We start from the raw sequence: 15,781 nt of genomic DNA, 5'->3' as shown, positions 1-15,781 counted from the left end.
TACCCCTCTGGGAGCCTTGCGATGCGTGTGCGTCGGACTCCCTTTCCGCTTCCGTGTGATGGCGGTTACCCAAAGACAAGCAGTTGCCCTCACGCCCCGCCGCGCAGCCAAGCGCCGCCGCCGTTGCCGCCGCCGCCGCGCCGGCGCCGGCCTTCGACCTCGACGCCGACGTCGCCAGCGTCTTGAAGGCTTTCGAGGTGCCCGGTATCGCCATCGCCGTCGTCAAGGACGGCAAGGTGCTCGTCGCCAGGGGCTTCGGCGTGCGCAAGCTGGGCCAGCCGGCCGCCGTCGACGCCCAGACGCTGTTCGAGGTGGCGTCGAATTCGAAGGCGTTCACGGCCGCCGCGCTGGCGATGCTGGTCGACGAGGGCAGGCTGGCCTGGGACGATCCCGTCACCAAGCATTTGCCGGGCTTCCAGATGTACGACGCGTATGTGAGCAACGCCATCACGGTGCGCGATTTGCTGACCCACCGCAGCGGCCTGGGCTTGGGCGCCGGCGATTTGCTGTGGTGGCCGACCAGCAGTTTTTCAACCGACGAGATCATCGAGAAGCTGCGCTACATCCGCCCGGCGAGCAGTTTCCGCAACAGCTACGCCTACGATAATTTGCTGTATATCGTGGCCGGCAAGATCATCGCCGAGAAGGCCGGCAAGCCCTGGGGCGCGGCGATCCGCGAGCGCATCCTGGCGCCGCTGGGCATGCACGCCACCACCACCAGCCTGGACGACAACGCCGGCAACCCGAACCTGGCCGGCGCGCACAGCAAGATCAACGGCCGGATCGCCGCGGTGAAGTCGATGCCGGTGCCGAACGCGGTCGGCGCGGTCGGCATCAACAGCAACGCCGAGGACCTGGCGAAATGGATGGCGGCGCTGCTCGACGGCGGTCGGATCGGCGCCGGCGCCGAGCCGCGGGCGCGCCTGTTCAGCGCGGCGCAGGGCCGCGAAATGTGGACCGCGCAGACGCCGATGAAAATCGCCGAGCCGAAGCCGGGCCTGGAAGCGCTGACGCCCAATTTCAACGCCTACGGCCTGGGCTTCAACCTGCGCGATTACAAGGGCATGAAGCTGGCCCAGCACGGCGGCGCGCTGCAGGGCTTCTTCTCGCAGGTAGTGATGGTGCCGGAGGCGAAGCTGGGCGTGGCGATCTTGACCAACGCCGAGAGCGGCGCGGCGATGCGCTCGCTGCAGTGGCGCATCCTCGACCATTACCTGGGCGTGGCGCCGAGCGATTGGATCGGCCTGATCGGCGCGGCCGAGCGCGCCGGCCACGCGGAGGACGCGCACAAGCAGGGCAAGGCCGCCGCCGCGCGCGCCGCCAAGTCGCGGCCGTCGCTGCCGCCGGCCGCCTATGACGGCGAATACCAGGACGCGTGGTACGGCGCGGCGACCATCCGCCACGACGGCGGCAAGCATCTGCTGAGTTTTTCGCGCACGCCCGACCTGGTCGGCGAGCTGGAGCACTGGCAGCACGACACCTTCATCGTGCGCTGGAAGGAGCGCAACTTCAACGCCGACGCCTATGTCACGTTCGCCCTCAATCCCGACGGCAGCATCGAGCGCATGAAAATGGCGCCGGTATCGGCGGAGACCGATTTCAGCTACGACTTCGCCGACCTGGCGTTTACGCCGGTGAAGGCGAAAAAAGCCCAGCAATAGGCGCTAGGCGGGGGGGGCTAGTCGCCGCCGTCGCCGCCGCCGCAACCGCCGCCGTCCGAGCCGCCGTCCGAGCCGGCGCCGCAGCCGTCGCTTGCGCTGTCGCCGGATGAGCTGTCGCCGCCGCTCCCGGCGACGCCGCCGTCGCCGCCGGAATCGCCCGGCGCGGCGCCCCGGCCCGGCGCCGCCAGCAGGCAGGCCATGCCAACCACCAGCAAGACCGCGCCGGCCACGAACGACGCCGATACCAAGGCGGCGACGCCGCCGGCGGCCAGCGCAAGGCCAACCAGTTTTTTCATTTTCATCGCTTGCCTTGTTGGTTAAAAATGCTTTGCCGCGCCACCGGCAGCACCAAGCACAACAGGCCGGTCAGGATGATCTTGTCGCGCACCGACTGCGCCTCGGCCAGCGCCTGCTTGGCCGGGATAGTGCTGGCGACGAACCAGGCGGCGCCGGGGATGGCAGTGAACGCCGCAAGGTAATGGTTGTCGTCGGTCTCGGCGTAGGTGGCGAAACCGGTGTCGCGGCCCTGGCGCCGGTCTTGCGCGATGGCCGCCGGCAGCGCCAGCGCCAACTGGGCGGGGCCGGCGCGTCGCGGTGAAGACGAATGCCGTATTGGCACGGATATTTCCCAGTGTAATATGGACGGTGCCACCAAGATTACACCAAAGCATGCCCCAGCGGCGTGCCGGCGCGCCATTTTGCCGGCCGCCAGCCACAGCCGGCGCTGCACCGGCCGCCTGTCGCGGATTACTGCGGTTTGACGAATTTCAAGGTCGTGCGGTCGCTCTCGCCGATCGCCTGGTAGCCGGCCCGGCCGGCGTCCTTGTTGGCGTAGGTCGGCGCCAGCGCCCAGACGCCGCCCTGGTGGTCGGCCTTGTCGAGCGGGTTGGCGTTGCGCTTACTCCTGGCACCAGTCGCGCACGTAGCCGGGCGCAAGCGCGCCGGCGCCGGCGTCGGCCAGCGGCGCGGTGCGGCGCTGGGCGAAGGGCAGCACGCCGGCCCAGACCGGCAGCGCCATGTCGTCGGCGTCGTCCCGCGGCGCGCCGCTGCGCACCTTCGCGGCCGCCTCGTTGAGCGCGATGCGCAGCACGCTGGTCGCGGCCATTTCCTTGGCGCTGCCGGCGCGCACTTCGGCCTGGCGGCCCGGCGCCAGCTTGTCCATCAGCGCCGCCAGCGCGGCTTGCTTGGCGGCGGCGCCGGCGACCTTTTCAAAGCGGCCGTAGATCATTGCCGAGCGGTAGTTCATCGCGTGGTTGAAGGCGGAGCGCGCCAGTACCAGGCCGTCGAGGTGGGTGATGGCGACGCAGCTGTCGGCCTCGGTTAGACGCTTCAGCAGGCGGCTGCCGTTCGAGCCGTGGATGTACAGGTGGCCGCCGTCGCGCCAGCAGGCGGTGGGGATACAGTGCGCACCGCCGGCGTCGTGGAAGGCGATGTGGCACAGGTAGGCGGCGTCGATGATGGCGTACAGCGTGGTGGCGTCGTAGTCGGCCAGTTCGGCCATGCGGCGCACGCGCGTGCGCAGGCTCGGTGCGGCGGAGGAATCGGGCATGCGTGGCTCCGGAAAGGGAAAACCGCAATATAATCGCTTGCTGGTTCCGTCGTAAGGTCCAGAGATGGGGTATTTTTTAGGGCCAGGACTGGGAATAAAAAGACGAAAGGGAAGGGCCATGGAATACGCCTTGCTGATGGCGGCGTGCGAGCGGCAACACGGCGGCCGCGGCTGGTCGCGCCAGCGCCTGCTGCACGAATGCCTGCGCGCGGCGATCCGCGCCGGCCAGCTGGGGGCCGGCACGCGCCTGGTCGCCACGCGGGTGCTGGCGGCCGAGTTGGGCGTGGCGCGCAACAGCGTGCTGTACGCCTACGAGCAGTTGGCCAGCGAGGGCTACGTGGTCTGCGACCGGCGCGGCACCGTGGTCAGCACGCTGCCGGCCCAAGCGCCGCCGGCGCGGCCGCCGGACGGCGCCGCCGCGCCGCAGGCCGGCCTGGCGCGGCGCGCGCGGGCGCTGCGCCAAGTGACGCCGCAGGAAAACCTGGACTGCGCCTTCGTGCCGGGCGTGCCGGCGCTGGCGGCGTTTCCGCTGGCCTTGTGGCGGCGCATGCTGGAGCGGGCCTGGCGCGCGCTGCCGGCCGAGCGCCTCAACTACGGCGACCCGGCCGGCGAGGCGCCGCTGCGCGCGGCCATCGCCGGGCACCTGGGCGCCGCCCGCGGCGTGGTCTGCGACGCCGCCCAGGTATTCATCACCGACGGCACCCAGAGCAGTCTGGATTTGTGCGCGCGCAGCTTCGCCGACGAGGGCGAGCTGGCCTGGCTGGAAAACCCCGGCTACGGCGGCGCGCTGGCGGCTTGCCGCGGCGCCGGCCTGGCCATCGCCGGCATTGGCGTTGACGACGACGGCATCGCGCCGACGCCGCACGACTGGCGCCGCCGTCCGCCGCGGCTGATCTACACGACGCCGTCGCACCAGTATCCGACCGGCGGCGTGCTCAGCCTGGCGCGCCGGCTGGCGCTGATCGACAACGCGCGCGCGGCCGGCGCGCTGATCATCGAGGACGACTACGACAGCGAGTTCCGCCACGACGGCCCGCCGCTGCCGGCCATGCAGGGGCTGGTGGCGGACGCGCCGGTGCTGTACCTGGGCACCTTCAGCAAGACCATGTTCCCGGCGCTGCGGATCGGCTTTATCGTGGTGCCGGCGGCGCTGGCGCCGGGCTTCGCGGCGCTGCTGGCGCAGAGCGCCGCGCGCGGCCGCGTCGCCGAGCAGCTGGCGCTGGCAGAGTTCCTGCGCAGCGGCCAGTTCGCGTTGCACCTGCGGCGCATGCGCCGGCTGTATCGGCAGCGCCGCGACGCGTTGGTGGCGGCGCTGCTGCGCCACTTCGGCGCGCTGGCCACGGTGCACGGCGGCTCGGCCGGCATGCACCTGGCGCTGCGCCTGCACGGCGCGGGGCTCGACGACATCGCGCTGAGCGCGCAGGCGGCCAGTCTGGGCATCGTCGCGCCGGCGCTCGGCGCCCACGCCTGCGCCGCCGGGGCGGGCTGGAACGGTTTCATGCTCGGCTACGCGCAGGTGCCGGTCGAGCGCGTCGACGCGGCGGTGGCGGAACTGGCCGCGCTGGTGCGCGCCGCCGTCATTGCTGGTCCAGCATCCAGCCCTTCAAGCCGTTGACCCAGGACTTGGCCGGCAGGTTAAGGCGGCTCTTGATGGCGCCGGCGCGCTCGTACAGCACGCTGAAGTCGAGCGCCGGGGCGTTCTTGAAGGCCAGCACGACGATGTTCTCGTCGTTCACCTCGGGCACCCAGACCACGGCGTCGAACACCAGCCCCATCGCCTGCAGGTTTTTGTCGTAGTTGGCGATGTCGCCGAAGACGTTGGTGACCATGACGCCGTCCTCGGCCAGGCAGTCGAAGCAGCCCTGGTAGAACGCCGGCGTGTCGAGCACCGGGCCGCGCGCCTGCTCGTCGTACAGGTCCACTTGCAGCACGTCGACGCTGGCGTGGTTGGCGCCGTCGAGCACGAAGTCGAGGGCGTTCATTTCGCGCACGTCGAGGCGGGCGTCGTTGTCCGGCAGGGCGAACTGGGCGGCGCAGATGGCGATCACGTTCGGGTTCAGTTCGACCGCGCTGACGCGCGCCCCGGGGAAGCGGTGGTAGCAGAACTTGGTCAGCGCGGCGCTGCCCAGGCCGAGCTGGACGATGTGGCGCGGCTGCGGCGTGAACAGCGTCCACATCATCATCATCTGCACGTAGTCGAGTTCGATGGCGTCGGGTTTGGCCAGGCGCATCGCGCCCTGTACCCAGGGCGTGCCCAGGTGCAGGTAGCGCACGCCGCGCTCTTCGGTGACGGTGGCCGGCGGGTGGCCGGGATAGGCGAAGGCGGTGGCGCCGTAACGGGCGGGGGGGATGCTTGGGGTCATGGCGGTGCTCGGTGTCGGATGGCGCCAAGTGTAGCAGCTGGCGCGCGCCTGGCGCGCGGCGGCGGGCGGAAAAAAAGACGCCGCAGCGTCTCTTTAAGTGTGCCGGGCGGGCACCCGGCACCGGGTGCGGCCCGCTCAGGCCTGTTTGCGGCGGCGCGCCATGAAGCCCACCAGCGCCAGGCCACCCAGCATCATGCCGTAGGTGGCTGGTTCCGGCACTGCCGTGACGACGTTCAGGATACCGCTGTAGCTGCCGCCGTTGGAGACGCCGCTGACGTTCATGACCAGCTGGCCGGCGACGTTCGGGATGTACACGGAGGCCTGCGTAAACGGCGGCGTGTTGAACAGCGTGAAGGGGTTGCCGTTCAGGTCCGCGCCGGTGAACATAATCAGGAAGTTGGGGTTGAATTGGCCCATGCCGTCCAGCGCGAAATTGAAGAAGTAGCTCGACGCCGTGCTGTTCGGCACCGCCGGGCTGAAGGTGAAGGTGTCGGCGAAGCCGCCGTTGCCGGTGACCGGTGTGCTGGCGAAGGCGGCGGACCAGTGGTTCGTCGTCGTCTGGGTCAGATTGACCGCATAGTTTGCTGCCAGCGCGCTGCCGGTGGACACGGCGAGCATGGCGGCAAGAAGGAGGGCTTTGATTTTCATGTTGTTATCCAATTTTTCAAGTTATCAGAAAGTAACGATGAGTCTGCATGGTGAGTCCACCGCTCACTTGCTGAACGGTTTACGTACATTATCTTTATGTAACTTACTTGTCAATACGATATTTATAAATGAAATTCCGGGAACGGATAGACGGCGTCTAATATGCGGGCTGAGCCATTTGGTAAAAGTGATTATTTCCTTTTTTTGTTGTAATGCCGACACAAAAAATATAATTTCGCCATGTATCGACCTACATCAATACGGGCAGTATCCGCGATGCCGTGAGGCCGCCGCCGGCCTGGTTTGCCAGCGCGGTGCGGGCTTCGGGGCGCGGCGCCGGCAGCTTGGCGAGGCGGGCGTAGCCGAGGATGAAGCGCTCCAGGTGGCCGCTGCGTTCGGCTTGCGCCGGTGGTTTGCTTAGTTCAACGCCGCAGCCGCTTAACTGCACGGCGGCCTATTTTTCCTGCTTCATCGGCTTGTTCTTGTCGATCACCTCGCGGCAGTCGCCCTTAATGATGGCGTTGTCGTAGTTGGTCCAGCCGTAGCTGTCGACGTAGCGCTTGTGCTGCTTGAACTGCTGGTTCAGGAAACTCCATTCGAGCCGCTCGCCGGCATAGCGGATGTCGCCCATGTCGAGCAGGGTGTGGAAGACGTTTTCCGTGGCCAGGCGCGCCTTGCGGTGGCGCAGCAGCTGCGCCACCTTGTCCGGGTAGCGTTCGCGGTACGGGTCGGAGTACCAGACGAAGGCCGGCACGTGGAATTCGAACTGCGTGTTGTGGCCGTGGAAGGCCAGGTTGCAGGTGCCGTCGTACAGGGTCTGGCCGTGGTCGGCGACGTACATCAGCGACGCCAGTTGGCCGCCTTGCTTGAGCGTGCCGATGACCTGGGACAGGAACCAGTCGGTATACAGGATGGAGCTGTCGTAGCTGTTGTTGAGCTGGACCTTGATCTTGGTGTCGCTGTAGACCGGCTTGTCGACGCCGAACAGCGAGGGCTGCCATTTGTCGAACTGCTTCGGGTAGCGCTGGCTGTAATTCCAGTGGCTGCCCAGCGAGTGCAGCACGATCAGCTTTTTCGGCGCCGGGTCGGCCAGCGCGTTTTTCAGCGGGTCGAACAGGATCTGGTCGAAGTTGGAGCTGTTGGTGAAGCCGCCCAGGTTGAGGAACTGGATCACGTCGGCCTCCTTGGCGAACACCGACACCGGCGTGTCGAACTGGCCGAAGGAGATCTGGTTCGACAGCCAGTAGGTTTTGAAGCCGGCTTCCTTGTACGCGGTCAGGAAGGACTTTTCCGAGAAGCCGTCCTTCAGGCTTTGCGTGGCCGGCTTGCGCGAGATGATGACCGGCACCGACAGGCGCGTCGCCGAGACCGAGGTGATGACGTCGGGCAGCGTTACCAGGTTGCCCTCCTGGCTCAGCAGCGGGTTGGTGTCGCGCTCGTAGCCGTTCAAGCTCCAGCGGTCGTAGCGCGACGATTCGCCGATGACCATGACGACCACCTCCGGCGCCAGGCCGGGCGTGGCCTGGCGCGCGCTGAAGCTGAACTTGCTGCTTTTTTCGCCCAGCCGCGACAGGTAGGCGCGCTCGTTGTAGAAGTCGAGGCCGCGCGCCACCAGGCCGAACGGCCAGGACTTGCTGAAGGCGTCGAAGTGCAGCGGCAGCTTGGCCCAGTGCGGCAGGCGCGGCCAGCGCAGCGCGGTGTGGTGGGCCGGCGCCACGCTGGCGCCGGGTGCGCTGGCGCTGGCGGCGCTGTCCTCCTCCTCCTCTTCGTCGTCGTCGGCGTCGTCGCCGAAGCCGGAGGCCACCACGCTGGCGCCCGGTTTGGACGCCGACGCGGATGCCGCTATAGCGGTGGTGTTGGACGCGGCCGCGGCCTTGCCGCGGATGCCGAATTCATGGCCGTAGCCCCACACGCAGGCGGCCAGGGCGATCGCGCCCAGCGCCACCCAGCGCGAGCCGTCGTCCCAGTCCAGCGCGCCGGTCTGGCGCGCCGCGCGCCAGCTCAGCAACCACCAGGCGATGACGCCGACCATCACGGCCAGCATCAGCCAGGCTTTCTGGCCGAGGAACTCGAGCGACTCCTTCGGGCTGGTCTCGGCGATGATGCCGAGGTGGTGGGTGGAGATGCCCTGGCCGTAGAAGACGAACAGGTACAGCTCGGTCGGCACGGCCAGGAAGGCCGGCAGCAGCAGCCAGTGGAACCAGGCCGGGCGCTTGAACACGGCCCAGGCCGCCACCCAGGCGATCGCCTCGATACCCAGCATCTGCCAGGGCCGCTCGATGCCTTTGCCTAATAAGTAAGGCACGAACGGCACCGCCGACAGCAACAGGTAGCTCAGGAGGACGAACAGGGGGGCGGGGCGCAGCAGCGTGGGCATAGGAAGCGGAATCAAAAAATGTCCGCCATTATCCGGCCTTTTACCGGCGGGGCGGGGCGCGGCGTTGCAAAAAACGCGAAACGGCGGCGCCGGCGCGGGCGTTTCTGCTGAAAATTTATGCAGCGAAAGCGGTAAACTGGTTGACCTTGCGTAATGCGGGGTCTATACTCGCGAGTTCTCGAATTTATTCTGCACATCGTATACGCAGTCGTTGCCCCTCCTTAGCGAGTGGCTGTAGTTGCCTCCGCTGTCAGCGCAAACCGGGACTAGGTTTTAGTCCCCGGGCACTAGCCCGGGTTATCAATCGTGGTAATTTTGTTGGATTTATAACGATGCCAACCATCAATCAATTGATTCGCCAGCCGCGTGTTTCCGTACGCGTCAAGAGCAAATCGCCGGCGCTGGAAAACAGCCCGCAAAAACGTGGTGTTTGCACCCGTGTTTACACAACGACTCCAAAGAAGCCAAACTCGGCTCTGCGTAAAGTCGCCAAAGTTCGCTTGACCAACGGTTTCGAAGTCATTTCGTACATCGGCGGTGAAGGCCATAACCTGCAAGAGCATAGTGTTGTGCTGTTGCGCGGTGGCCGCGTTAAGGATTTGCCGGGTGTGCGTTACCATATGGTTCGCGGCGCCCTGGATACCCAAGGCGTGAAGGACCGTAAGCAATCGCGTTCGAAATACGGTACCAAAAAGGCTAAGGCCGGTAAGAAGTAATACCCCAAGTTTCGCTGAGTGGTAACTAGCTAAGTGAATGTAGTCGACCGCATCTGGTCGAGTAAGTGGAAGGCTATGATGGTCGTCCGCGAGTGTGCCAATACTGCGCGCGCTCAACTGAAGATTGAAAGGAATTGATATGCCACGTCGTCGTGAAGTACCCAAGCGCGAAATTTTGCCAGATCCAAAATTCGGCAACACTGATGTCGCTAAGTTCGTCAACGTTTTGATGTTGTCCGGTAAAAAATCGGTCGCAGAAAACATCATCTACGGTGCTTTCGAGCACATCAAAGCAAAATCGGGCAAGGATCCGCTCGAAGTGTTCGCTACCGCCATCAACAACGCCAAGCCCTTGGTTGAGGTGAAATCCCGTCGCGTCGGTGGTGCAAACTACCAGGTGCCGGTCGAAGTTCGCCCAGTCCGCCGTATGGCCCTGTCGATGCGTTGGTTGCGTGAAGCCGCGAACAAGCGCAGCGAAAAATCCATGCCACAACGCCTCGGCGGTGAGCTGATGGAAGCGGCTGAAAGCCGCGGCGGCGCCATGAAAAAACGCGATGAAGTCCATCGTATGGCTGAAGCGAACAAAGCGTTCTCGCATTTCCGCTTCTAATAAAAGCCAGCTCCCGTTAAGGGGGCTGTCAGGTATCTGTTGTTCGAGGCCGGGCTCATTTTTGCAAAAAAATGCAGCCCGGTTTTGTCCATTCATTTAGGATTAATTATGGCCCGCAAGACCCCCATTGAGCGCTATCGCAATATCGGTATTTCCGCTCACATCGACGCTGGTAAGACGACGACGACCGAGCGCGTATTGTTCTACACCGGCGTGAACCACAAGATTGGCGAAGTGCATGATGGCGCCGCCACCATGGACTGGATGGAGCAAGAGCAAGAGCGCGGTATCACGATCACCTCCGCCGCGACGACCTGCTTCTGGAAGGGGATGGCTAACAATTTCCCTGAGCACCACATCAACATCATCGACACCCCGGGCCACGTCGACTTCACCATTGAAGTTGAACGCTCGATGCGCGTGTTGGATGGCGCCTGCATGGTGTACTGTGCGGTCGGCGGTGTGCAGCCACAATCGGAAACGGTTTGGCGCCAGGCTAACAAGTACAAGGTGCCACGTCTGGCCTTCGTCAACAAGATGGACCGCACCGGCGCGAACTTCTTCAAAGTGTACGAGCAAATGCGCGCACGCCTGAAGGCCAACCCGATTCCCCTGCAGATTCCAATCGGCGCCGAAGAGAACTTCCTGGGCGTGGTCGATCTGGTCAAGATGAAGGCGATCTTCTGGGACGACGCGTCGCAAGGCATGAAGTTCGACTACCGCGAAATCCCTGCCGAGCTCGCTGAGCTGGCCGCCGAGTGGCGCGAGAAGATGGTCGAAGCGGCCGCCGAAGCGTCCGAAGAACTGATGAACAAGTACCTCGACGAAGGCGACCTGTCGGAAGAAGAGATCAAGGCCGCTCTGCGCGCCCGTACCCTCGCTTCGGAAATCGTCCCGATGATGTGCGGCACCGCGTTCAAAAACAAGGGCGTGCAAGCGATGTTGGACGGCGTGATTGAATACCTGCCGTCGCCAGTGGATATCAAGCCGGTGCAAGGTATGGACGAAGACGACCAGCCGACCTCGCGTAAAGCCGACGACAGCGAGAAGTTCTCGGCGCTGGCGTTCAAGATCATGACCGACCCGTTCGTCGGCCAGTTGATCTTCTTCCGCGTCTACTCGGGCTCCATCAAGTCGGGCGACACCGTCTACAATCCGATCAAGAACAAGAAAGAACGTCTTGGCCGTATTTTGCAGATGCACGCGAACCAACGTGAAGAGATCAAGGAAGTGCACGCCGGCGACATCGCCGCTGCGGTGGGTCTGAAAGACGCGACCACCGGCGAAACGCTGTGCGATCCTAGCTCCATCATCACGCTGGAAAAAATGGTCTTCCCTGAGCCGGTGATCTCGCAGGCCGTTGAGCCTAAGACCAAGGCCGACCAGGAAAAAATGGGCTTGGCGCTGAACCGCCTGGCGCAGGAAGATCCATCGTTCCGCGTGAAAACCGACGAAGAGTCGGGCCAGACCATCATCGGTGGTATGGGCGAGTTGCATCTGGAAATTATCGTCGACCGCATGAAACGTGAATTCAACGTCGAAGCGACCGTCGGTAAGCCACAAGTTGCGTACCGCGAAACGATTCGCAAAGTGTGCGAAGAGTCCGAAGGTAAGTTCGTCAAGCAATCCGGTGGTCGTGGTCAATACGGTCACGTGGTTCTGAAGATCGAGCCGCAAGAGCCGGGCAAGGGTTTCGAATTCGTTGACGCGATCAAGGGCGGTACCGTGCCACGCGAATACATCCCCGCGGTTGAAAAGGGCGTGCGCGACACGCTGACCTCGGGCGTGATGGCTGGTTATCCGGTCGTTGACGTCAAGGTCACGCTGTTCTTCGGTTCGTACCATGACGTCGACTCGAACGAAAACGCGTTCCGCATGGCCGCTTCGATGGCATTCAAAGACGGCTGCCGCAAGGCGTCGCCAGTCATTCTGGAGCCTATGATGTCGGTCGAGGTGGAAACGCCGGAAGACTACGCCGGTTCCGTGATGGGCGATCTGTCGTCGCGCCGCGGTATGGTCCAAGGTATGGATGAGATTGCTGGCGGTGGCGGCAAGATCATCAAGGCCGAAGTGCCATTGTCGGAAATGTTCGGCTACTCGACCTCGTTGCGTTCGGCAACCCAGGGTCGTGCGACCTACTCGATGGAATTCAAGCACTATTCGGAAGCGCCGAAGCATGTGACTGAAGCGATCGTCAGCTCGAAAGCGAAGTAATACGCAATTCCGGGCTGGATTTCACGAGAATTCCAGCCCGTACATATCAATCATTGTTCTAAGGAAGAATAAAATGGCAAAAGGTAAATTCGAGCGGACCAAGCCGCACGTCAACGTCGGCACCATCGGTCACGTCGACCACGGTAAAACCACCCTGACGGCTGCTATCGCAACCGTGCTGGCGAAGAAATTCGGCGGCGAAGCCAAAGCATACGACCAGATCGATGCGGCACCGGAAGAAAAAGCGCGCGGTATCACCATCAACACCGCCCACGTCGAGTACGAAACCGCAGCGCGCCACTACGCTCACGTTGACTGCCCAGGCCACGCCGATTACATCAAAAACATGATCACCGGCGCAGCGCAGATGGACGGCGCGATCCTGGTGTGCTCCGCAGCCGACGGCCCAATGCCGCAGACCCGCGAACACATCCTGCTGGCCCGCCAAGTTGGCGTTCCATACATCATCGTGTTCCTGAACAAGTGCGACCTGGTCGACGACGCCGAGTTGCTGGAACTGGTGGAAATGGAAGTGCGCGAGCTGTTGTCGAAATACGACTTCCCAGGCGACGACGTGCCTATCATCAAAGGTTCGGCACGTATGGCGCTGGAAGGCGTTGAAGGCGAAATGGGCGTTGACGCGGTTATGCGTCTGGCCGATGCGCTCGATACCTACATCCCTACGCCAGAGCGCGCAGTCGATGGCGCCTTCCTGATGCCAGTCGAAGACGTGTTCTCGATCTCGGGTCGCGGCACCGTTGTGACCGGTCGTATCGAACGCGGTATCGTCAAAGTCGGCGAAGAAATCGAAATCATCGGCATCACCGACACCGTCAAAACCACTTGCACCGGCGTGGAAATGTTCCGCAAGCTGCTGGACCAGGGTATGGCCGGCGACAACGTTGGTTTGCTGTTGCGCGGTACCAAGCGCGAAGACGTGCAGCGCGGTCAAGTGTTGGCCAAGCCAGGTTCGATCAAGCCACATAACCACTTCACCGGCGAGATCTATGTCTTGTCGAAAGACGAAGGCGGCCGCCATACGCCGTTCTTCAACAACTATCGTCCTCAGTTCTACTTCCGTACAACGGACGTGACCGGTTCGATCGAGTTGCCAGCAGACAAAGAAATGGTCATGCCAGGCGATAACGTGTCGATCACCGTCAAGCTGATCAACCCGATCGCCATGGAAGAAGGTCTGCGCTTCGCTATCCGCGAAGGCGGTCGTACCGTCGGCGCCGGCGTTGTTGCAAAAATCCTCGCCTAATTAATCGTTAAGCGTCGAGACAGGGCCGGCTCGCGCCGGCCTTGTTGTATCAAAATTGCGGGCCGCTGTGTTTACCGCGTTGTTCAGTGGTATCATGTCGACCCCAAGCCTTAGCAGTCATTCATTGCCGCGAGTGGTTTGTTCACCCGGTTCGCTCTTTTAAGGAAATACCATGTCCGCACCAAATCAAAAAATCCGCATCCGCCTGAAAGCTTTCGATTACAAACTGATCGATCAATCGGCCCTGGAAATCGTTGAAACAGCCAAGCGCACCGGCGCCGTCGTCAAGGGTCCAGTACCTTTGCCAACCCGCATCCAGCGTTTCGACGTTCTGCGTTCGCCGCACGTCAACAAGACCTCGCGCGACCAGTTCGAAATCCGCACCCACCAGCGTCTGATGGACATCGTCGACCCAACGGACAAAACCGTTGACGCGCTGATGAAGCTGGACCTGCCAGCTGGCGTTGATGTCGAAATCAAACTGCAGTAATCGTTTCTGAGCCGGCGGGGTGTCCCGCCAGCACCTTGGGGCCGGGCGCGTTCGATTGAACGCCTCCGGCCCCAATCTCGTTTACAGGCGCGCTGTTTGCGTCCCGCGCTTGATTGCGGCGGTGGGTAAAACTAGACTGCATTTTTGGGAGGGCGTGATGGCGAAATCGACATCCAAGGCCGGTGCCACAGGCGCGGGATTGCCCAAGATTAAACGCGGGGCCGGACTGTCCGGCGCGCAAAAACAGTTCAACAAGCTGGTCCAACTAGTCGACCAGGAGCGGCGCCATCTGGTGCAGTGGCAACAGGCCATCGCCGTCTACGAACGTCGCTTTGCCGACGAGTACCAGCCGCTGCAGCGCCGCTATGACGAACTGCAGACCAAATTGGTGTTCGCGCTGGACCAGGCCCACGACGGCCGGGAGGTCGGCATGGAGGACCGGATCGGCATCGCCGACGTCATCTGCGACGCCACCGGGCAACTGTTGGCGGAGCGGGCCGACGACGCGCTCAAGCAACTCTACGAGAAATACAGCGGCGAGGACTACGACGCCGAGGCCGGCGCGCAGGAGGCCGCGCTGTCGACGACGCTGCTGGAGCAGTTTGGCGTCGACCCGGAGCGGGCCTCGCCCTTGGAGGCCGCCGCGCAGATCGCCACGAAATGGCGCCGCGACGCGCTGGGCGGGCAGCCCGGGCGAGCTGGCGAGGACGAGCAGGTGGCCGCGTCGCTGGCCGCGTATGCCGCCAGGGACGTGCCGGCGCTGCTGGCGGCGCGGCGCGAAATCGAGCACCTGGACCAAGTGACGGTCAACGCGCTACCGGACCAGCGCCTGCAACAATACAGCCAGGTGTTGTCCGAGCAGCTCGCCGAGCTGCGCGACGAAATTGAGAACGTCGAGATCCATATTCAAGACGGAGTACGACATTGCGCCGTATCCCGAGCTGGCGCCGGCGCAGTTGTCGGGCGACCTGGACGACGACCTGCGGACACTGGAGGACGATCTCGAGGAGCTCGAGTACGACCTCTCCAGGTTGTCGGAACTGCGATATCTGCAGAAATGGATCGGCCAGCGGCGCGACCGGATAGCCGAGCGGGACGACGAGCTGGGGATGGCTGACGACGACGAGTTCCTGAGCACGATGAGCGAGATCTTCCGCCAGCGCCGCTGAGCGGCCAGGCCGCACCTGCGGCGCCCCGGCCTCACGCCTCTGGTTTTTACGGCAGGGCCGGCGCGCAAACGCAACACCCGTCCACAACTGAACGCCATCCCGCCCGCATCTCTACAACCGTCCTCATTGTCGAGGACGGACTGGCGATCGCCGGCAGCATCGCCTACGCCCTGCGCACCGACGACTTCACGCCGCGCCACGTCGCCCTCGGCGGCCGGATTCTCACCAGGCGCGCAAAAAATAATAGAATTGTCAATAAATTGGCGTTGTTTTGGTATTGTTTACGGTACTCTATTGGCATTAGATGTGTGACCGGTGTCGTACCGGGGCGGCCTGTAAAAGGTGGCGGCGCGCCCACGGAATTGCTTCCACCTTGACTTTCAAATTCTAGGAGATTGAACAATGATCAAGAAACTTGGCGCCTTCCTGTTTGCCTGCAGCCTCAGCGCATCCTATGCGGTTGCCTCCGGCGGCAATCCAGCGTGCTATTCCGAGTGCTATCAAAAATACGCCGTCTGCTCGGCGCACCTGAGTTCGCAGAGTCCGCTTTGCCTGAGCCTTCTGGACCACTGCCTGCCGGCCTGCGACCAGTAAGCCAATCCGCGGCGGGGGGGAGAGGCAGCGGGCGCAGCCGAACGCCCCAATCACGCAACACGGAGAAAAACGCCGCGAAAAAAAAAACACCCCCCAATCGACCAAAAACCGCCCGACCCCACCACC

At 63.6% G+C, this 15,781-nt stretch carries 17 protein-coding genes; 9 read left to right on the top strand and 8 right to left on the bottom strand.

Features of this window, described 5'->3' with window-relative positions; translation table 11 throughout:
• The first annotated feature begins 83 nt into the window (after positions 1 to 83).
• On the top strand, positions 84 to 1,661 hold the full coding sequence (locus ACFDR9_RS23415; protein ID WP_409032523.1) for a serine hydrolase: 1,578 nt from the start codon (positions 84 to 86) through the stop codon (positions 1,659 to 1,661).
• A gap of 17 nt (positions 1,662 to 1,678) precedes the next feature.
• Here ACFDR9_RS23415 and ACFDR9_RS23410 read toward each other — a convergent pair whose 3' ends face one another.
• The 4 genes from ACFDR9_RS23410 to ACFDR9_RS23395 form a co-directional block, all read right to left on the bottom strand.
• Positions 1,679 to 1,957 (bottom strand): hypothetical protein, encoded by a 279-nt coding sequence (locus tag ACFDR9_RS23410; protein ID WP_198292038.1) that lies wholly within the window; start codon positions 1,955 to 1,957, stop codon positions 1,679 to 1,681.
• Between the two features lie 2 nt (positions 1,958 to 1,959).
• Positions 1,960 to 2,280: a hypothetical protein gene (locus tag ACFDR9_RS23405; protein WP_409032522.1), complete on the bottom strand. Its 321-nt coding sequence runs from the start codon at positions 2,278 to 2,280 to the stop codon at positions 1,960 to 1,962.
• A gap of 128 nt (positions 2,281 to 2,408) precedes the next feature.
• Positions 2,409 to 2,597, bottom strand: a complete 189-nt coding sequence (locus ACFDR9_RS23400; RefSeq protein WP_017877874.1) for a hypothetical protein — start codon at positions 2,595 to 2,597, stop codon at positions 2,409 to 2,411.
• Positions 2,560 to 3,210, bottom strand: a complete 651-nt coding sequence (locus ACFDR9_RS23395; protein WP_409032521.1) for a pyridoxamine 5'-phosphate oxidase family protein — start codon at positions 3,208 to 3,210, stop codon at positions 2,560 to 2,562. Before ACFDR9_RS23395 ends, ACFDR9_RS23400 begins: the two co-directional genes overlap by 38 nt.
• 118 nt (positions 3,211 to 3,328) lie before the next feature.
• On the opposite strand from ACFDR9_RS23395, the gene ACFDR9_RS23390 reads away from it, so the two are divergent.
• Complete coding sequence (locus ACFDR9_RS23390; RefSeq protein ID WP_409032520.1) at positions 3,329 to 4,825, top strand: PLP-dependent aminotransferase family protein; 1,497 nt, start codon at positions 3,329 to 3,331, stop codon at positions 4,823 to 4,825.
• Here ACFDR9_RS23390 and ACFDR9_RS23385 read toward each other — a convergent pair.
• From ACFDR9_RS23385 to ACFDR9_RS23370, 4 genes are all read right to left on the bottom strand, one after another.
• Positions 4,788 to 5,573, bottom strand: coding sequence for a spermidine synthase (locus tag ACFDR9_RS23385; RefSeq protein WP_409032519.1), 786 nt, complete (start codon positions 5,571 to 5,573; stop codon positions 4,788 to 4,790). The two genes, ACFDR9_RS23390 and ACFDR9_RS23385, sit on opposite strands and share 38 nt — an antisense overlap.
• 135 nt (positions 5,574 to 5,708) lie before the next feature.
• On the bottom strand, positions 5,709 to 6,221 hold the full coding sequence (locus ACFDR9_RS23380) for an FxDxF family PEP-CTERM protein (RefSeq protein ID WP_409032518.1): 513 nt from the start codon (positions 6,219 to 6,221) through the stop codon (positions 5,709 to 5,711).
• A 250-nt stretch (positions 6,222 to 6,471) separates the two neighbouring features.
• Entirely contained in the window at positions 6,472 to 6,669 is a 198-nt protein-coding gene (locus ACFDR9_RS23375; protein ID WP_409032517.1) for a hypothetical protein, read from the bottom strand.
• Positions 6,670 to 6,675: 6 nt separating this feature from the next.
• On the bottom strand, positions 6,676 to 8,613 hold the full coding sequence (locus tag ACFDR9_RS23370; protein ID WP_409032516.1) for a phosphoethanolamine transferase: 1,938 nt from the start codon (positions 8,611 to 8,613) through the stop codon (positions 6,676 to 6,678).
• 317 nt (positions 8,614 to 8,930) lie between these two features.
• Between ACFDR9_RS23370 and rpsL the strand changes: the two genes are divergently transcribed.
• The 7 genes from rpsL (at position 8,931) to ACFDR9_RS23335 (ending at position 15,655) form a co-directional block, all read left to right on the top strand.
• Complete coding sequence (rpsL, locus tag ACFDR9_RS23365) at positions 8,931 to 9,314, top strand: 30S ribosomal protein S12 (protein WP_017877867.1); 384 nt, start codon at positions 8,931 to 8,933, stop codon at positions 9,312 to 9,314.
• Between the two features lie 139 nt (positions 9,315 to 9,453).
• On the top strand, positions 9,454 to 9,924 hold the full coding sequence (gene rpsG, locus ACFDR9_RS23360) for a 30S ribosomal protein S7 (protein ID WP_017877866.1): 471 nt from the start codon (positions 9,454 to 9,456) through the stop codon (positions 9,922 to 9,924).
• A 108-nt stretch (positions 9,925 to 10,032) separates the two neighbouring features.
• Entirely contained in the window at positions 10,033 to 12,138 is a 2,106-nt protein-coding gene (fusA, locus tag ACFDR9_RS23355) for an elongation factor G (protein ID WP_017877865.1), read from the top strand.
• Positions 12,139 to 12,211: 73 nt separating this feature from the next.
• On the top strand, positions 12,212 to 13,402 hold the full coding sequence (gene tuf, locus ACFDR9_RS23350; protein ID WP_017877864.1) for an elongation factor Tu: 1,191 nt from the start codon (positions 12,212 to 12,214) through the stop codon (positions 13,400 to 13,402).
• 172 nt (positions 13,403 to 13,574) lie between these two features.
• Positions 13,575 to 13,892: a 30S ribosomal protein S10 gene (gene rpsJ / locus ACFDR9_RS23345; protein WP_010394389.1), complete on the top strand. Its 318-nt coding sequence runs from the start codon at positions 13,575 to 13,577 to the stop codon at positions 13,890 to 13,892.
• Between the two features lie 199 nt (positions 13,893 to 14,091).
• Positions 14,092 to 15,009: a hypothetical protein gene (locus ACFDR9_RS23340; RefSeq protein ID WP_409032515.1), complete on the top strand. Its 918-nt coding sequence runs from the start codon at positions 14,092 to 14,094 to the stop codon at positions 15,007 to 15,009.
• A 454-nt stretch (positions 15,010 to 15,463) separates the two neighbouring features.
• Positions 15,464 to 15,655 (top strand): hypothetical protein, encoded by a 192-nt coding sequence (locus ACFDR9_RS23335; protein WP_017877862.1) that lies wholly within the window; start codon positions 15,464 to 15,466, stop codon positions 15,653 to 15,655.
• Positions 15,656 to 15,781 lie beyond the last annotated feature (126 nt).

It is taken from the genome of Janthinobacterium sp. CG_23.3, from assembly GCF_046115965.1.
GTDB lineage: Bacteria > Pseudomonadota > Gammaproteobacteria > Burkholderiales > Burkholderiaceae_D > Janthinobacterium.
The sequence above is the reverse complement of the archived record's forward strand: the minus strand, read 5'-3'. Positions and strand labels throughout refer to the sequence as shown.